This window comes from Corynebacterium sp. CCUG 71335 (assembly GCF_024454075.1).
Taxonomy (GTDB): domain Bacteria; phylum Actinomycetota; class Actinomycetes; order Mycobacteriales; family Mycobacteriaceae; genus Corynebacterium; species Corynebacterium genitalium.
The window spans coordinates 16,656-33,633 of record NZ_JAGPYY010000003.1 but is presented as its reverse complement, the minus strand read 5'-3'; the positions used below and the strand labels follow the sequence as shown (position 1 = coordinate 33,633).

Below are 16,978 nucleotides of genomic sequence, written 5' to 3'. Positions count from 1 at the left end.
CCTCACTTTCCGGATGCCGAGCGTGCGGACACGGTGTCCAGCTGGCTCAAGAAACTGTCGATGGTGTTGGAACGGCGGGTGGAATCCGACAGTTCCTCGCCGAGGAGCTCCTCTGCGAGGTTGATGGAGTTCTGGCCGATCTCGTTGCGCAGCTCAGCAATGACCTGCTCACGGGAGGCCATCAGCTGCTTCTCACCAGCTTCGACAATGCGACGGGACTCAGTCTCAGCGTTGGCGCGTGCCTGTGCTTCGATTTCCTTGCCCTTTTCGCGGGCAGCTTCGCGGATCTCGTTAGCTTCGGCGCGTGCCTGTGCCAGCTGAGCGTTGTTCTTCTCCAGAGCAGCCTTTGCCTGTGCCTGAGCGGACTCAGCCCGCTCGATACCGCCCTTGATCCTGTCTTCGCGCTCAGCCAGAACTTCCTGGAACTTCGGCAGAACGAATTTCCAGAAGAGGATGAAGACGACAATGAAGACGACGAGGGACCAGACGATGTCGTACGGCGCGGGGAGCAGAATGCTCGGAGAAGCACCAGCGGGATCTCCCTCGAGGTTCAGCTTCTCGCCGCCCTCAGCCGCAAGTAGGTGAATGACGTTCGTCATTGGTTACTCCTGATCTAAAAGGTCTTACAAACTTCTTTTGTGCGAAGTGTTCTTTTAGAACAGGAAGCCGGCGACCAGGCCGATCAGGGCCAGTGCCTCGACGAAGGCGATACCCAGGAACATCGTGGTGCGCAGCTGGCCAGCCATCTCCGGCTGACGTGCCATGCCCTCGACGGTCTTGCCGACGAGGATGCCAATGCCGAGGCCCGGACCGATGGTGGCAATGCCGTAGCCGATGGTGCCGAGACCGGTCACGGTCTGCTCGGTTGCCTGGGCGAGGATGATGTCGTTCATGGAAAGTCGTTCCCTTTCTTGATGTCCGGCCCGTTGCTGGCCCGGACGGTGACGAAATGTGTGGGGTTATTCAGTTGGCCTGTCAGTCAGTTCGCGCCTGACTAGTGCGAATCTGCGTGCAGCGACAGCTCGATGTACACCGCGACCAGAAGGGCGAAGATGTACGCCTGCAGGAAGATGATGATCAGCTCGTACAGGGTGAACAACAGCGCTGCGATCACAGTCAGACCACTCACTGCCGTCCATGCGTTGAGCTGCCAGAAGAAGAAGTTCGTGGCGGAGTACAACAGGACGAGAATGATGTGGCCCGCAAGGAAGTTCGCCATGAGACGAAGAGCCAGCGTGACCGGACGCAGAATGAACGTCGAGAAGAACTCGATCGGCACCACCAGAAGGTGAAGAGCCGGCGGCAAGTTCGGAATCACAAGGGAGTGCTTCACGTACTTGCCAAAGCCGTGGCGGGCGGCACCCGCGTAGATCATGGCGATGTATCCCACCAGCGCCAGCACAATCGGCATGCCAATGCGAGAGTTCGGCGAGATGTTCAACCCCGGAATGATCGTGGCTACGTTCATGAATAGGACCGTGAAGAAGATGGTGGCGATAACCGGCAGGAACCGCTTCCCCTCCTTCTTGCCCAAGATGTCTTCGGCGATTTGCACGCGGACGAAGTCCACGGCGATCTCACCAAGGTTTTGCAGGCCCGACGGAACCAATTTGGGGTTCCGGAAGGCGACAGCAAAAAGGACCACAAGCACGAGCGCCATCAGAAGACGGACGATCATGATGCGGTCCAGCGCGAACCAACCACCGAGGAAGTTTTCCCCGATGATGTGTAGGCCCTCATTGTATGTTTGCCCCGGGAAAAATTCTGGGCCAAGTTCAGGCGCGTGGAAGCTACCCTTCATGGCCAAAGTTGTAACGCTCAGCGTTCTCTCCCGTTCTCGGGCCGCGAACCTGTCGGGATTCGCGGTGCGATGGACGTCTTGAAGTTCTGCCTACCGCGGCGGACTCCGTCGCACATCAGCTACCGCGGGACAGGGGTGAGACCCGCGATTAGCCTATCAGCAGGACCCCCAAAACGTGCATGTTGGGGGGAGGTAGTCTTCGCCGATTTACCTGCTGGCTCACAGCCGTCACATTATGGCAGGTGTAGGCGATTTTCATGCGCCTGTTACCTCAGTCACAGACGGAGCACAGGGGGCAGAACAGCTCCCCCGCGCGCTTGTCGACGCCCCGTGCGTCACCCCACATACGTCACGTTCGTAGTCATCACGCCCCATACTTCGGTGGCGAGAACGACAATGAGCGCGAGGATGACAGTCACACCGAGCGCGGCAGTGTCATAGAAGTCCATGGTGCGCAGCCACATGAGCGCCAGGATCAAGACGATGAGCTTGACCAACCAGCTGCCCAGGACGACCGCCATGGTTGTTGAGGGGGATGTACCCGACGTCGCCAGAACTGACGCGACGGTCAATAGGACGAACCCGCCGCCGATCGCCGCACCGATGAGCACGCCCCAAATGCCCGGCAGGTCCCGGATGCTCCCCCAGATCGCCAGCGAGATGACGGTCATGACAAGTAGCGCCCATCCGCCTGCTTTGAAAGCACGGATGAGCGGGCGGCGGTGGTCCTGGAACTCAGAAATATCGTTCACGGCGTGGCCGGATGTTCGGGCGTCGGAAGTGTTCACGGACCCTGATATTACAGAAGGCCCAGGTGCTTCTCGACGCTCCGCTGCTAACCCCAGATAATCGGCTCCACGGTATTACCGGCATCGGCAACACCGGGAAGACCGTAGTCGAACGGGTACATCAACGTCGCCGGCCGCGCTGCATCTTTGCGGCCCAGTTCGACGGCGGCTACAGCAGCGCGCGCGTATGGGTAGTTCATAACCAAACCCGCTTGGGCCACCGGCACCCGCGATGCCGGGGGGATGCCGCAAGCGTCGTCCGCACCGCCGACAAGTCGCATTGTCGTTTCGCCTTCGGTGGTGCCGGGCAACAGTTCCGGGGGCACTACAGCCGCCCCGCTGATGTCACCCACTCCGGGGACGACATCATCGCGACCAGAAGCCTTGGCGACCGCGCCGAGGTACGCAATGTCGTAGGCGAAGCACACGTACTCCTTGTTGCCTTCGGCGGCCGTGGCCGGGGCCAGTGCGACCTGCTCAGGGGCAAGGTCAATTCCCTGGTACGGGGTCACGGACCAGACCAGCAGACGGCCTTCAGCATCAGCGCTCGCAACAATCGCGGGCTCACCGAAGGGCAATTCTGTCCCCGGTGGAGTCAGTCTCGTTTCCACACCGTTCGGGTAAAGAACCTCGGGGATCTTTGGCGCGGGCTCGTTCGACTGCTCAGCGCCGTCATTCAGCTCACCATCGTTGTCGACAGGGCTTTCCTCAGATTGAGCTTCCCCACTCTTGCTACCGATGGGCTTCAGCGATTCTTTTCCGTCTCGCGGGGTCATAGGCTCCGGGTGTGCCCCGCTGCTACAGGCGGCAGCACTTAGCCCCACCCCGACGGCGGTGATCACCGAGAGGATAGCTCGTTGCGCCACGTGTCGTACGCGGCCCACTTTTTTAGTTTTCTTCATGTCTGGGGTACCTCATTGTTGAAGGTTTATTCTCTAGGGTTGCTTTGCTCCGCATCTGTTGGGGTGTGGGTGTTCTCACCTGTATCAGCCGGCGCCGCAGTGGAGCGGTCTTCGCTGACTGGCGCATTCTTCGGCACCAGCCGCTTACTCACGCCCTTGCACGTCTTAGCGATGATGCGCTCCAAGGGCCCCTGGCCGAATGCAAGATGCCAGAAGCTGGCGAAGATGAGGAAGAATATTACTTGACCCAGGAACCATTCCGTCCAGTAGGCCTTGATCGAGTCGGTGAAGTAGGCGAATGAGACCAGGTGGGTGACATAAATGGTCAGCGTCATCGATCCAGCCGCGATCAGCGGGAACAGCACGTGGCGCAGTGCCTGCGAGATAACCAACGTGAGCCCGAGGAACAGCACCGCGAAGCCGAGTGATTTCACCAGCGAGAAAGGCGTGTTCGTGTGCGGGCCGTCAATGGCTAGCCACCATAACGTGTCGGTAGGAAGATGCTTCGAGGGACCGTAATCGATCGTGTCGATGATGTCTTCCGCGTCATAACCGTCGGTGTAGTAGTAGAGCGCCTCAAAGCCGCCAAGGTAGTCGATGAGAAACCACGACGTGATCGAACCAATGGCGATGAGCACAAGGCCCCAGAGAATGAGCCGCGCCTCAGTCAGCAACCAGCGCAGGTTCATCCGTCCTAGCGCCATGCCGACGCAGATGTAGGCCATCCACGTGATCACGGGATAAGTGCCTCCGGCAAGGAGTGTCAGAAGGGTTTCTACTGGCTGCGTGAACAAGGACGTGAAGTTCGGGTTTGCGGGGCCCTTGTAATCAACGAAGGAGTTCAACGCGAAAATCGCGAGCGGCCCGAGAACGATGAAGCCTCCGGCGGTGATCAAGAGACTGCGGATCCGCATCCCGGTGAGCAACACCGCTACCAAGAACATCAGACCGTAGTACGGCAAGATGTTGAAGACACGCAGGGGCAGCTCGCTGATGGCCAAGCCCAACAGCAAGATCAGGATCGCACGGGTAACAAGGGAAACCCTGCTACGCGTCATCCGCCGGCCCTGATGCGGGTTATTCGCGCCAGTAATCAGCGCTACGGAGATTCCCGCCAAGAGAGCGAACAGCGCAGCGGCATTACCCGCTAGGAGCTGCCAGACCACGGTCGGCCGCCCCGTATAGGGGCTGTACGCGGGCAGAATGTGCACCGCGATCATGCCAAGCAGCGCGAACCCGCGCGCGACATCGAGGCCGACGATGCGCTTCGGGTTGCCACTGGGCCCGAACGCCCGATCAGAGGTCCAACGTACCCTGGACGGCCCCAAAACTTCGGGGCTCGGACCATCCTCCGGTGGAGGTAGCGTCTCCTTTTGTCCATCCCAAATGGGCCGGACTCCCGCTGGTCCTGGGGTGGGGCGAGCTACGGATTCCTCAGTTGAGGGATTCACTGATGATGACATACTGCTGTTTTCCTACTTCATCAACTGCATCAAACGGCGGAATAGTGCGCATCTGAGAGAGTGGCCTTGCCTGATTGATCGTCTGCCGGCGCTTCGTCTGCTGGCGCTTCTACGTGCGCGACCGGGTTGCCGGACCAGACAGTATCCGCGGGGATACCGTCGTTGCGCAAGACCAGGGAGCCCGGTTCGATCGTCGTTCGATCGCCTAGGGACGATCCTGGCAACATGAAGCTGTTCGGGCCGAGGGTGGCTCCCATGCCCAACTCGACGGTCTCCAAGGCCATCACTCTGTCGTGGAACAGGTGGGTCTGCAACACGGTTCCGCGGTTGACCGTGGAACGGTCGCCGAGCCTAATCAAGTCGAATTCAGGCAGCCACCACGATTCACACCAAACGTGCTTGCCAATATGGCAGCCCATCATGCGCAGCCACCAGTTGTGCATAGGGGAATCCAGCGACATCCGGATCAAAGACGGGATAGCAAGCAGCTCGGCGAAGTTGTCGACGAGCTCGCCGCGCCACACGAATGTGGAGAACAGCGTGTGGTCGCCTGGTTTGAACCGTCCGACCAGCAGCCACTTCGCAACAATGGGAACAATACTTGCAATGATTCCGGCGGCGAGCACAACCGGGAACACCCACAACAAGACGGCGTTGAATCCAGCCTGACCCATGCCTGCACGCATGTAGATCTCGGTGAGCACCCACACGATGAACAGATCGAGGTGCGCCGTCACCATGATCGGCACGATGCGGAACGCCTCGACGACTGCGCGGGCCACCTTGAGATAACGCGGTGGCTTGAACGTGTGAGCCACGTCGGCTTCGACGTGGGCGCGGGGAATCTCACGGATGGAACGTCCGAGCCACGAGGTGCCTCGGCCCGGCCGGTAAGGGGAAGAAGACAACACTGCGATGAGGGCGTCTTCGGGAAGATCGTGATCAGCACCGACAATTCCGGAATTACCGACGAAGGAGCCGTCACTCACCACCGTCGTTCCGAGGTGCACCCATCCGTTGCCTTGTCGTGCAGCACTGCACAGTGAGTGGTCCGCAAGGAAGCATCGGTCGCCGATGGAGGTCAGGTGCGGAATGGTCTCGACGGTTGAGATCTCGGTGTCCTCGCCAACACGAGCACCAAGGATGCGCAGGAATGCCGGGGTCAACCACCCTGCGTACATGAAGTAGGTGGAGGTCAATGTCTTCTGCAGGAGAGTGTGGGTCATCCACACCGCCCAGCCAGTAGTGCTTCGCTGCGGGAAGTACCCGGGCTGGATGAACACAGAGCAGAACCGCACACTGAGCACGACCAAAGCGAGCCATGTCACCATGACCAGAAGAATGAAGACTGGTGTCCATGCTGCGAGAATCGGAAACACATCTTGGTACCGGTCGCGGGACCACACTGTCGGATAGATCAGCAAGATGCCAGGCAGACTTGCCAAAACGGGCAGTAGCGTCATCCACGCCATTCCTGCACCGAAGTAGATACCGCGCTCGAAACGGTTCACCAGTGTCACAGAGCCGCGGCGTGCAGCTTCCTCCGGAGAAAGCTCCGGCCACGTCAATCCGGCTTCGCCGCGGTCTGCCAGTGGTGATCCACCGTAAAGGCGACCCGGAGCGACCTCACCGGAAACACACGAGCCCGAGAGGATTTCGGCGTTGGCGCCGATGCGGGAGTTAGGCGTGACAAAGGTGCGAAGGCCGACACGGACCCCATCTTCGATATCGATGCTGCCAAGGATGAACGTGTCCCCTTCAATCCAGTGGCCCAAGATATCGACCTCTTGTTCCAGCGACACTCGGTCGCCGATTGTGGCCAAACCGGTGACAGGAGGCATGGTCGCCAGTTCTCCGTCGCGTCCGACCGAATTACCCAAGAGACGGAAGAACAGTGGAGCCATCGGGGTGCCCAGAAGTGTCTCGAGCTTCAAGTACGTGACGTACCGCTCAGCAGCCCACACTCGCATGTGAGTCCACCCGCCGCGGAGATACTCACCTGGTCGAATACCGATGGTGAGCAAACGTGAAACAAGCGTGGCTTGTGCCATCTTGCCGGGTAGCGAGAACAGGACGATCCAGCCAATGAGCAGCGGCCAGAAAGGAAGTGCCGGGACCCACGGGGCATCCAGGAATACGTCGAGGGCCCATACGACCAGTAACGCACCGACCACGTAGCGCGCCGCGTTGACAAGGTAGATTCCGCACACCCAAAGGAACTGGAAGATGCCCGTCCACCAAGGAATCTTCTTCGGCGTCGGCCGAGGTTCCAGCGTCGCATTCAAGGTCTCAAGGTAGGCGGCCATGTCCTCGAGAGTCGGGTTGTCGTACAACGCGCCGATATCGAGTGCCGGGTAGTCCGCACGCAAGTCGACGGCGAGCTTGGCCAATGCGACCGACGACCCGCCATTCTCAAAGAAGTTGGCATCTGCTTCGAGCGGAACAGGACCCAGCTGGTCTGCCCACTTGCCTGCGAGCCAGTGCAGCTCAGGGGACAATCCAGCGGTCACTTCTCCGGAGTCTGGCAGCGGCCATGGCAAGGCACCCCTGTCCACCTTTCCCGACGTTTTCATCGGGAGCGAATCCATGACGCAGATCGACGGTGCGATGCCGCCCGGCAGCACTGTGGAAAGGTGAGCGCGAACCTCCTGGAGGTCAAGCTCACCCTCAGCAACGACGTAGCCGACGATGATGTCCGATCCGGCCGCAGTAGTCTTTTTCGCGGCCGCAGCAGCCGAAATGCCCGGCGTGCTGGCCAGGGCTCGGTCAATCTCACCGAGCTCCATTCGTCGACCACCGAACTTGATCTGATCATCGGTGCGCCCGGCGAAGATCAATCCGTCTCGCTCGGCGACGACAAGATCTCCTGTGCGGTACGCACGGTCCCACCCAAGGGCAGGGATGGGAGCATACTTCTCTGCGTCCTTAGCAGGGTCGAGGTACCTACCAAGGCCGACTCCCGCGACAACCAGCTCGCCCGATTGTCCCCACTCGACCGGCTGCTCGGTCTCAGGATCGATCACCGCGAGTTCCCAGCCGGGTGTAGCTCGGCCGATGCGGACCGGTTCATCGTTTTCAAGTCGTTCCATCTTGTGGCCCGAACAGATGACTGTCGTTTCGGTCGGCCCGTAGGTGTTCCACAATTCCCGCCCAGGCGCGACAAGGCGGTTCACAAGTTCCTTGGGTAGTGCCTCTCCACCGAAAATGAGAAGGCGTACTGCGCTTAGGGACTCGGTGGGCCAGAAAGACGCGAGCGTAGGCACAGTAGACACCGCAGTGATTTCGTGCTCAGTGATCCACTGCCCCAGGGCGTCTGCCGAGCGGACAATGTCGCGCGGAGCAGCGACCAGGGTCGCACCGTAGCGCCATGCCAGCCACATTTCCTCGCACGAGGCGTCGAAGGCAACGGACAGTCCGGCCATGACGCGGTCTTGCGGTCCAAGCGGAGCATCCACAAGGTACATCCGGGCTTCTGCGTCAACCAGGGCAGCTGCAGAGCGGTGGCTCACCGCAACGCCTTTCGGTTTACCGGTGGAACCGGAGGTGAAGATGATCCATGCGTCATCGCTGAGACCCGGGCGTCCGGGTTCTACCTGTGCGCCGACTTCACGGTGCATGGTGAGCATCAGGCGCGCGCCGTACACCGCCGCAACATTGGCTTCTTCCCACACAGTCGTGGCGCGTGAATCTGGGTCATCCCAGTCCACAGGCACGTAAGCAGCCCCGGCACAAATGGTTGCCAGAATTGCCACGTAGAGGTCGGTCGTTCCCGACGGCACGCGGATTCCAATTCGATCACCGACACCGATTCCGTAGCTTGCAAGAATCTCGACCTGTTCATCGATTCGCTCGGCAAGCTCCCGGTATGTCAGCGTTCCATCTGAACCGGACAGTGCCGGGGCATCTGGAAACTGATTGACAGTTTCCATAAAGATGTCGACCAATGTCCTGGGTTCAGGGACTTCCTCGACACCGTAGATAGCTAGTGACGGATCATCGAACTCGTCCGATGTCCGATTGTCCTCTGTATGCACCGCAAACCTCCTAGTGCAAGTTTCGATCGGCAGCAGTAGGCATCACAGTTGACTTCAAGCTAGGAAACGCTGAACCGTAACGGATGACTGCTACCTGATACATCAATTATTCAGCTCTTAGACTTCATTTAAGGAGTGCCTATTAAAGCAGTTTAATGTTGCGTTTATCAACTCATTGAGCATCGAGGGACCTTGCATGTCCACAAGATACCTCCAAATCATTAAAACTGCTTGGAAGAACCTTAGGCGAATGCCAGTTATTGATAAGATGCAGGTCCCTCGGGCGCACTATCCCTCAGATTGCGGGCCGATCTTTCCTCGCATCCACGGCACTGAGGTCGCCGCGATTGCTAGCAGGAGCGCGATTGCCGTGAATGCCGCCGCGTAGCGCGCAGGCACGATGGAGAAGCTCACGGTACCGAACGCGATAGCAGTCACCCACATATACAGGACAAGAACAGTGCGCCGGTGGGTGTGGCCGAGGGCGAGGAGTCGGTGGTGAATGTGCTGCCGGTCCGCCGAGAAAGGGCTCTTCCCTTGAGATACGCGGCGGATCACGGCCATGACTAGGTCGATGACAGGTAGCGCAATCGCGGCCACGACGACAATGAACGGGCTGATCAGTGCCACGAAGTCCGCGGTGCCATACAGAGACATGTTGATCTTGCCGGACGCAGAGATCGACGCTGCCGCCAACAGCAGGCCGATGAGCATTGCTCCGGTGTCCCCCATGAAGATCCGGGCAGGTTCAAAGTTGTGCGGAAGAATGCCGCCGCAGATGCCCACGAGACCGGCACAGATGATTGCCGGCGGGTATGCGGACACGGCGCCGCCTTGGTCGTGCAGGACAGTCAAGGAGAACACCAGAATCGCTGCCCCGGCGATGAGCCCCAGCCCAGCGGAGAGGCCGTCGATGCCGTCGACGAAGTTGAAGGCATTGATCAAAGTCACAGTGATTAGCGTGGACACAATGATGCCTTGCGTCTGGTCGAGGATGAGCGTGGTCCCACCGTCGAAAGGCAAGTAGATGACATTGAACGACAGCCCCAATACCGCCATGGTCACGGCGGCGAGCACCTGGCCGGCGAACTTCGGCAAAGCCGCGAGCTCGTATAGGTCATCGATGACGCCTACCACGACGATGAGGAATGCGCCGATGACCACAGCCGTCATCTCCGGCGTGACCGGAGCGAATCCGCGGGTCAGAGCTGGCAGCTGCATGGCCAGGAATACCGCGGACAAGAAACCGGTGAACATCGCCACTCCCCCGAGGCTCGGAGTGGGTTGGGTATGCACGTCGCGCTCGCGGATCTCGGCCACTCGTCCGGTGCGCACGAGCATGGAGCGCACGGGGCCTGTAGCCAGGTAGGTGATCACCGCGGCCACGAGGATCACCAGACCCAGCTCGCGGAGCGGGACGCCAGCGCCTGACATTTAGCGGTCTTTCCGCCGGAGTTGTTCAGGCGTCATTCCCAGAACCCCGCCGATGCGTTCCGGCGAGATCGCGCCTTCGCGCAGAATGATTGGGCTCGGCCCTGAGATGTCGATGATGGTGGACGGCTCCCCCACCTCTGCCTTGCCGCCGTCCAAGTAGACCTGAACAGCTTCGCCGAACTGGTTGCGCGCACCCAGCGCTGTCACGGGCGGTGCTTCACCGGAAATGTTCGCACTGGACACCGCCATGGGGCCGGTCTCGCGCAGCAACTCAATTGCGACTGGTTGAAGCGGCATGCGCAGCAGCACAGTGCCGCGCGTGTCGCCCAGGTTCCACGGCAAGGAGGGCGCTTCCGGCACAACGATGGATAGGCCACCGGGCCAGAAAGCTTCCACAAGGGTCTTCGCGGTGTCGGTGAACTCGCGCACGAGGCCCTGAATCGTGGTCCACGACCCGACGAGCACAGGCACCGGCATGTCCGGTCCGCGGCGCTTGGTGGCCAGCAGTTTCGCGCAGGCATCCGGGTTGAAGGCGTCGGCACCGATGCCGTAGACCGTGTCGGTAGGAATGACCACGCACTGCCCCGCGCGCACAGCGTTCGTCGCGGCCTCAATGCCTTCCTTCCGGCCCTGCGGGTCGAGGCAGTCGTAGACTCTGCTCGGCATGTGCGAATCCCTTCTAGTCGATTTCTCGTAGTTTACTCGCCGTGACAAACCGATCCCTGCCGGTTAAGTCCGCAAGGTTCTCGACGCGCTCAAACGCCCCGTGCTTATCGACGAGCTCACGCGTGCGGCCCGCCGTCGAGTCGTCATGCTCAATCCCGAGCTTTCCCCCCGGTGCCAATAAACGCGCCGCCACGGGGATGAGACCCCGGATAGCGTCCATTCCGTCAGCACCAGAGAAGACGGCTTCAGGAGGGTCGTGATAGATCTCCGGCTGCAAAGCGCCGGACTCTTCGATTTCAAACGGCACGTACGGCGGGTTCGCCACCACAAGGCCGACCTTGCCGGAGTACCCCTCCAGCAAGTGCGGGTCGGTCATGTCACCGGAGATGATCTGGATCTCAGCACCGCGACCACCATGCTCGTCTGCGTTGACTCGGGCAGCCGCAAGCGCTACGGGAGACTTCTCCACTCCGATGACCAAATCCGCATCGACACGTTGCGCAATATAGATTGCCAACGCACCCGAGCCGGTACCTAAATCTACGACGACCGGCTGAAAATCAGGGGCGTCAATCTCATCGTCGGAGAGACTGTCGAGGTACTCCGCGAACGCCGCCACCGCCCATTCGGCGAGGACTTCAGTTTCAGGCCGCGGAATGAACACCCCTGGGCCCACTTTCAGATCATGGATCCCGAACGGTGCGGTGCCGATGATGTGCTGCAGCGGCTCACGTTTCTCTCGGCGCGAAACGGCTTCCTCGAATCGGGCGAAGAACCCGTCGAGGATCTCCGTGGGAGAGGTGAATGGTAAGGAGATGTGGCTGGATACGTCGAGAAGCGATGCGGCAATGAACCGCGCATCGTAGGACGGCGACGCGACCCCTGCCTCGGTGAACCTGCGCTCAGCTGCCGACACTGCATTGGCGAGCTCTGACGAGTTCCAGCGCACCTTGCGTCTCCTTACTGCTCTGCTTCGAGGCGCTCCTGGCGCTCGTGGGTCTGCAGCGCGGTGATGATGTCGTCCATATTGCCGTCGAGCACCGCGTCCAAGTTGTTCGACTTGTAGTTGATGCGGTGGTCCGAGATGCGGTTCTCCGGCCAGTTGTAGGTGCGTATGCGCTCAGACCGGTCCATGGTGCGGACCTGGGATGCGCGACCTTCTGCCGCCTCAGCTTCCGCCTTCTCACGCTCAAGCTGATCCAAACGGGCCTGGAGCACCTGCATCGCGCGAGCGCGGTTCTGGATCTGGGAACGCTCCTTCTGGCACGTCACCACAATGCCCGTGGGCAGGTGGGTGATGCGCACAGCGGAGTCAGTCGTGTTGACTCCCTGGCCGCCCTTACCGGAAGAACGGTAAACGTCAACGCGGAGGTCCTTCTCGTCGATGTCGACGGCTTCGACCTCTTCCGGCTCCGGGTACACCAGCACGCCGGCTGCCGACGTCTGAATGCGTCCCTGCGACTCCGTCACCGGAATACGCTGCACGCGGTGGACACCGCCTTCGAACTTCAGCATCGACCATGCACCGTCGCGGGAGGGGTTCTTCGCCTTCACGGCGACAGTCATGTCTTTGACGCCGCCGAGATCGGACTCGGACAGGTCTAAAACGTCCCAGGACAAACCAGCTTTCTCCGCGTACTTCTGGTACATGCGCGCCAGATCGCCAGCGAACAACGCGGCTTCCTCGCCGCCGGCGCCGGCCTTGATCTCCATGATCACGTCATCGGCGTCATGCTCGTCGCGGGGCGCGAGCAGATCAGCCAGCTCCTCTTCGAGGCGGACAATCTCGCCCTCAAGACGCGTGGCCTCCTCGGCGAACTCCTTGTCCTCGGCCGCCATCTCTTGAGCTGCCTCAAGGTCCTCGCGGGCCTGCGTCAGCTCGTTATTGACGTTGATAATCGGCTGGAGCTGCGCGTAGCGCTTCGACAGCTTGCGGAAGAGATCCTGGTCGCCGACAACCTCCGGGTCACCCATTTGGGCCTGGATGCCCTGGTATTCGGAAACGTAGTCGTCGACAAGCGAAACCTGCGTGTTAGCTGCCATTTACTGGTACTCCTCGGTTTCCGTGTCGGCGGCCATCGGCGCGGACTGCGCCACGCCGACGAGGAACTCGCCGTTGTTCTTCGTCTTCTTCAGCTGCTTGATCATAAGGTCGATCGCCGCTTGCGGGTCCAGCGCAGAAAGAATGCGGCGCAGCTTGTGCATGACGCGCGCTTCCTCCGGTGCGAGCAGCAGCTCGTCCTTGCGGGTGCCGGACGGGTTGACATCGACCGCTGGGAACACGCGGCGCTCGGCGATCTTGCGGTCGAGCTTGAGCTCAGCGTTGCCGGTGCCCTTGAACTCCTCGAAGATCACGGTGTCACCAGCGGACCCGGTCTCCACCATGGCGGTAGCGATGATGGTCAGCGATCCGCCGTCCTCGATGTTGCGCGCTGCACCCAGGAACCGCTTCGGCGGGTAGAGCGCGTTGGAGTCCACACCACCAGAGAGGATGCGGCCCGACGCCGGCGACGAGTTGTTGTACGCGCGGCCCAGGCGGGTGATGGAATCCAGCAGGACCACAACGTCCTGGCCCATCTCCACCAGGCGCTTTGCACGCTCGATGGCCAGCTCGGCGACAGCGGTGTGCTCGCTTGGCGGACGGTCGAAGGTCGATGCGATGACCTCGCCCTTGACGGAGCGTTGCATGTCCGTGACTTCCTCCGGGCGCTCATCCACAAGCACGACCATGAGGTAGCACTCCGGGTTGTTGTGCGCGATCGCGTTCGCGATGTTCTGCAGAATCGTCGTCTTACCGGCCTTCGGCGGGGACACGATCAAGGCGCGCTGCCCCTTACCAATCGGCATGACCAGGTCGATCACGCGGGTGGTCAGGATATTCGGCTCCGTCTCAAGGCGCAGACGCTGGTTCGGGTACAGCGGGGTGAGCTTGTGGAACTCAGCACGCTGCTTCGCGTCGTCCACTTTCATCCCGTTGACCGTGTCCACGCGCACCAGCTGGTTGTAGCGCTGACGGTTACGGCCAGAACCGTGCGTGTGGCCTTGGCCGTTAGCCCGGACCTGACCGATCACAGCGTCGCCCGAGCGCAGGCCGCAGCGGCGGACCAGGTTGTTGTTGATGAAGACATCAGCCTGGCTAGCGCGGTAACCCGTGGTGCGGACAAACGCGGCATTGTTGTCGACGATGTCGACGATACCCGCGATCTCCTGCAGATCCTCCGGATCGAAGTCCTGGTTGTTGTTGCCGCCGCCCTGGTTGTTGTTACCGTCGCGGTTTCGGCGGTTCCGGCGGTTGCGGCGGCCCCGGCGGCCGCCACCCTCACCGTCGCGGTTGTTATCGCGGTTATTGTTCTGGCGGTTGTTGCCGCCCTGATTGTCACGGTTGTCACGGTTGTCACGGTTGTCACGATTGTCGCGGTTATCACCGTTGTCGCGGTTGTCACGCTGGCCGTGATCGTCGGACTGCTGCTCGTCCTGCTGGTCGTTGCGGTCGCCGCGCTGCTCGGCACGGTGCTCGTGCTTGGCGCGGTTGCGGCGTGCACGGCGCGCTGCGGAGCGGGACTCGTAGCGCTGCTCATCGGAATCTGCGCCATCGTTGTCAGAACCAGACTTCTCGGAGCCAGACTTCTCCCCCTGCTCCGGGTTGTTCTGCTCGTTCTGCTCGTTCCGCCCGGTCGGCTGCTCACCGGATGCCTCTGCGGCTGCCTGCTCGGAAGCGCGCTGCTTGGCGCGCTGCGGCACGGTGCCGGTGGTGATGGCTTCAATCAGTTCGCCCTTGCGCAGGGCGGAGGTCCCCCGAAGGCCTTTGTCAGCAGCGATCTTGCGTAGCTCAGGCAGCTTCAGCGAAGCAAGGTCTTGGCGGTCCTGGCCCGCTGCGTTGTCCGTATCGGTCACGGATGTCCTTTCGTCTTATTGTTCACCGCGTCGCATCACGCGGTGTGGACGTGGCTCGTTTTTCCGGGGGCTTCAAACGTCGATAAGCATTTGAAGGCGCACTTTGAAGTGACAGCCCAGAAAAGGATTGATCGGACGCACGGCCAAAAATGGCGGTATGGGGAGCGCAGAAAATGCCGCTCGGGTCGCGATCTGCCGTTTAGTGTAACCCACGCCCACCACAATCGGGCAACGTGGTCGCGCTAGAGTGTACAACATGCTCTCCACGATGCAGGAAGTGCCTTTTTCCATCGGACGGATCCTCGACTTTGGAGCGTCCGTGCATGGTGGCACCAAGGTGACCACATGGCGCTCAGGCGAAGCGGAGGAAACGACCTTCGAGCTCATTGGAGCGCGCGCCGCTGCGTTCGCACACGCGTTGGAAGACAAGCTGGGCATTGACGGGGATCAGCGCGTAGGCACGCTGATGTACAACTGCGCAGAGCACCTCGAAGTGATGTACTCCGTTGCCGCGAAGGGCTCGGTGTTCGTGCCGCTCAACCTGCAACTTCTAGAAGATCAAATCGCCTACATCATCAACCACTCCGAGATGGAAGTCATCGTCGCCGACCCGCGGTTGGCAGGCAAGTTGGAGCGCATTTTGCCGTCGTGCCCGACGGTGCGCGCGGTCTGCTTCACCGGCTTGGGCGACATCCCCGAACTCGACGGGGTCGAGGTGCACGCATACGAGGCGCTTCTCGACGGCTCGTCCACCATCTACACCTGGCCCTCCCTCCCCGAGAACACCGCGGCAGCTATTTGCTATTCGACGGCGACATCGGGCGCCCCGAAAGGCATCGCCTACTCGCACCGTTCTATCTGGTTGACTGCTACCAGTCTTCGGTCGACCGACTCGATGGGGATCGCGAACGGTGAGTCCTTCCTATGCTGCATCCCGATCTACCACGTACTCAGCTGGAGCGTGCCGTTCACCGCGTTCCTGGCCGGCACTCCCCTGGTCTTGCCTGACTCGGACGTGTCCGCGCCGACATTGGCGAAGCTCATCGCCGGCACCCACCCGCGTGTCGCCCACGGCGTGCCCACCCTGTGGATCCAGCTCATGGTCCACTACCTGCACAACCCGCCGGAGCGCATGTCCTTGACTGAGCTCTTCGTGGGCGGCTCCCCTGCCCCGCCCGCGCTGATCAAGGTGTGGGAGGAGCGCTACGGTGTGGACGTCATCCACGTCTGGGGCATGACCGAAACCTCCACTGTGGGCACGGTAGCCCGCCCACCGTCAGGCGTCGGTGGCGAGCGCCGCTGGGCCTACCGCATCTCCCAAGGCCGGTTCGCCCCCTGGCTGGAATACCGAGTGGTCAACGAAGGAAAGATCGTTTCCCGCACCGACCGCAACAACGGTGAAATCCAGGTCCGCGGCAACATGGTCGCCGCCTCCTACTACCAGCCCGCCAACCCGGAGGCGCTCGAGCGGGCACAGTCCTTCCGCGGTAAAGACGCCAACGACGATGAGGAGCACTTTACCGCGGACGGCTGGATGCGCACCGGTGACGTGGGCACGGTGACCTCCGACGGATTCATGACGCTCTATGACCGCTCCCGCGACGTCATCCGCTCCGGCGGCGAGTGGATCTACTCCGCCCAGTTGGAAAACCTCATCATGGAGGCCGACGAAGTCGTCGAGTGCGCCGTCATCGGCTACCCCGACAAGAAATGGGGCGAGCGCCCCTTGGCAGTGACAGTCCTGCACGCCGACGTGACCCCGTCCGTCGACTTGGCCAAGAAGCTTCGCAAGGAACTCCACCAAGAGCTGCCGACGTGGATGGCGCCGGAGTACTGGACGTTCGTGGGCTCCATCGACAAAACCTCGGTGGGCAAATTCGACAAGGTGGATCTACGCGGCCACCTCTCACGTGACGAATTCGACATTATCGCTCTACCTGGGCCGGGAACCCGCAGTGCCGAAAGTACTGAACAATCCGAAAACACGACCTTATAA

At 61.0% G+C, this 16,978-nt stretch carries 13 protein-coding genes; 1 reads left to right on the top strand and 12 read right to left on the bottom strand.

Going from position 1 to position 16,978, the window contains the following annotated elements; genetic code table 11:
• Window positions 1-2 precede the first annotated feature (2 nt).
• From KBX19_RS02895 to rho, 12 genes are all read right to left on the bottom strand, one after another.
• A complete protein-coding gene (locus tag KBX19_RS02895) occupies window positions 3-599 on the bottom strand; it encodes a F0F1 ATP synthase subunit B (protein WP_255997316.1) in 597 nt (198 codons plus the stop codon).
• A 54-nt stretch (window positions 600-653) separates the two neighbouring features.
• Complete coding sequence (locus KBX19_RS02890; RefSeq protein WP_255997314.1) at window positions 654-893, bottom strand: ATP synthase F0 subunit C; 240 nt, start codon at window positions 891-893, stop codon at window positions 654-656.
• 101 nt (window positions 894-994) lie between these two features.
• Window positions 995-1,801: a F0F1 ATP synthase subunit A gene (atpB, locus tag KBX19_RS02885; protein WP_005290553.1), complete on the bottom strand. Its 807-nt coding sequence runs from the start codon at window positions 1,799-1,801 to the stop codon at window positions 995-997.
• Window positions 1,802-2,136: 335 nt separating this feature from the next.
• On the bottom strand, window positions 2,137-2,589 hold the full coding sequence (locus KBX19_RS02880) for a hypothetical protein (RefSeq protein ID WP_255997313.1): 453 nt from the start codon (window positions 2,587-2,589) through the stop codon (window positions 2,137-2,139).
• 47 nt (window positions 2,590-2,636) lie between these two features.
• Window positions 2,637-3,365, bottom strand: coding sequence for a hypothetical protein (locus tag KBX19_RS02875; RefSeq protein WP_255997312.1), 729 nt, complete (start codon window positions 3,363-3,365; stop codon window positions 2,637-2,639).
• Between the two features lie 152 nt (window positions 3,366-3,517).
• On the bottom strand, window positions 3,518-4,819 hold the full coding sequence (locus KBX19_RS02870) for a heparan-alpha-glucosaminide N-acetyltransferase domain-containing protein (protein WP_255997311.1): 1,302 nt from the start codon (window positions 4,817-4,819) through the stop codon (window positions 3,518-3,520).
• 164 nt (window positions 4,820-4,983) lie between these two features.
• Complete coding sequence (locus tag KBX19_RS02865) at window positions 4,984-8,988, bottom strand: Pls/PosA family non-ribosomal peptide synthetase (RefSeq protein ID WP_255997310.1); 4,005 nt, start codon at window positions 8,986-8,988, stop codon at window positions 4,984-4,986.
• Between the two features lie 288 nt (window positions 8,989-9,276).
• Window positions 9,277-10,422: an MraY family glycosyltransferase gene (locus tag KBX19_RS02860; RefSeq protein ID WP_255997309.1), complete on the bottom strand. Its 1,146-nt coding sequence runs from the start codon at window positions 10,420-10,422 to the stop codon at window positions 9,277-9,279.
• A complete protein-coding gene (locus tag KBX19_RS02855; protein WP_255995955.1) occupies window positions 10,423-11,088 on the bottom strand; it encodes an L-threonylcarbamoyladenylate synthase in 666 nt (221 codons plus the stop codon).
• A 13-nt stretch (window positions 11,089-11,101) separates the two neighbouring features.
• Entirely contained in the window at window positions 11,102-12,037 is a 936-nt protein-coding gene (locus tag KBX19_RS02850; protein WP_255997301.1) for a HemK/PrmC family methyltransferase, read from the bottom strand.
• A gap of 11 nt (window positions 12,038-12,048) precedes the next feature.
• The gene (gene prfA / locus KBX19_RS02845; RefSeq protein WP_255997300.1) at window positions 12,049-13,131 is read right to left on the bottom strand and encodes a peptide chain release factor 1; all 1,083 of its coding nucleotides are present in this window, start codon (window positions 13,129-13,131) and stop codon (window positions 12,049-12,051) included.
• Window positions 13,132-14,982: a transcription termination factor Rho gene (rho, locus tag KBX19_RS02840; RefSeq protein WP_255997299.1), complete on the bottom strand. Its 1,851-nt coding sequence runs from the start codon at window positions 14,980-14,982 to the stop codon at window positions 13,132-13,134.
• A 256-nt stretch (window positions 14,983-15,238) separates the two neighbouring features.
• On the opposite strand from rho, the gene KBX19_RS02835 reads away from it, so the two are divergent.
• A complete protein-coding gene (locus tag KBX19_RS02835; protein ID WP_255997298.1) occupies window positions 15,239-16,978 on the top strand; it encodes a long-chain fatty-acid--CoA ligase in 1,740 nt (579 codons plus the stop codon).

Coding starts and splice junctions, on each gene's coding strand:
- KBX19_RS02895 (WP_255997316.1), bottom strand. CDS start 599: ATGACGAACGTCATTCACCTACTTGCGGCTGAGGGCGGCGAGAAGCTG.
- atpB (WP_005290553.1), bottom strand. CDS start 1,801: ATGAAGGGTAGCTTCCACGCGCCTGAACTTGGCCCAGAATTTTTCCCG.
- KBX19_RS02855 (WP_255995955.1), bottom strand. CDS start 11,088: ATGCCGAGCAGAGTCTACGACTGCCTCGACCCGCAGGGCCGGAAGGAA.
- KBX19_RS02890 (WP_255997314.1), bottom strand. CDS start 893: ATGAACGACATCATCCTCGCCCAGGCAACCGAGCAGACCGTGACCGGT.
- prfA (WP_255997300.1), bottom strand. CDS start 13,131: ATGGCAGCTAACACGCAGGTTTCGCTTGTCGACGACTACGTTTCCGAA.
- KBX19_RS02860 (WP_255997309.1), bottom strand. CDS start 10,422: ATGTCAGGCGCTGGCGTCCCGCTCCGCGAGCTGGGTCTGGTGATCCTC.
- KBX19_RS02875 (WP_255997312.1), bottom strand. CDS start 3,365: ATGACCCCGCGAGACGGAAAAGAATCGCTGAAGCCCATCGGTAGCAAG.
- KBX19_RS02835 (WP_255997298.1), top strand. CDS start 15,239: ATGCTCTCCACGATGCAGGAAGTGCCTTTTTCCATCGGACGGATCCTC.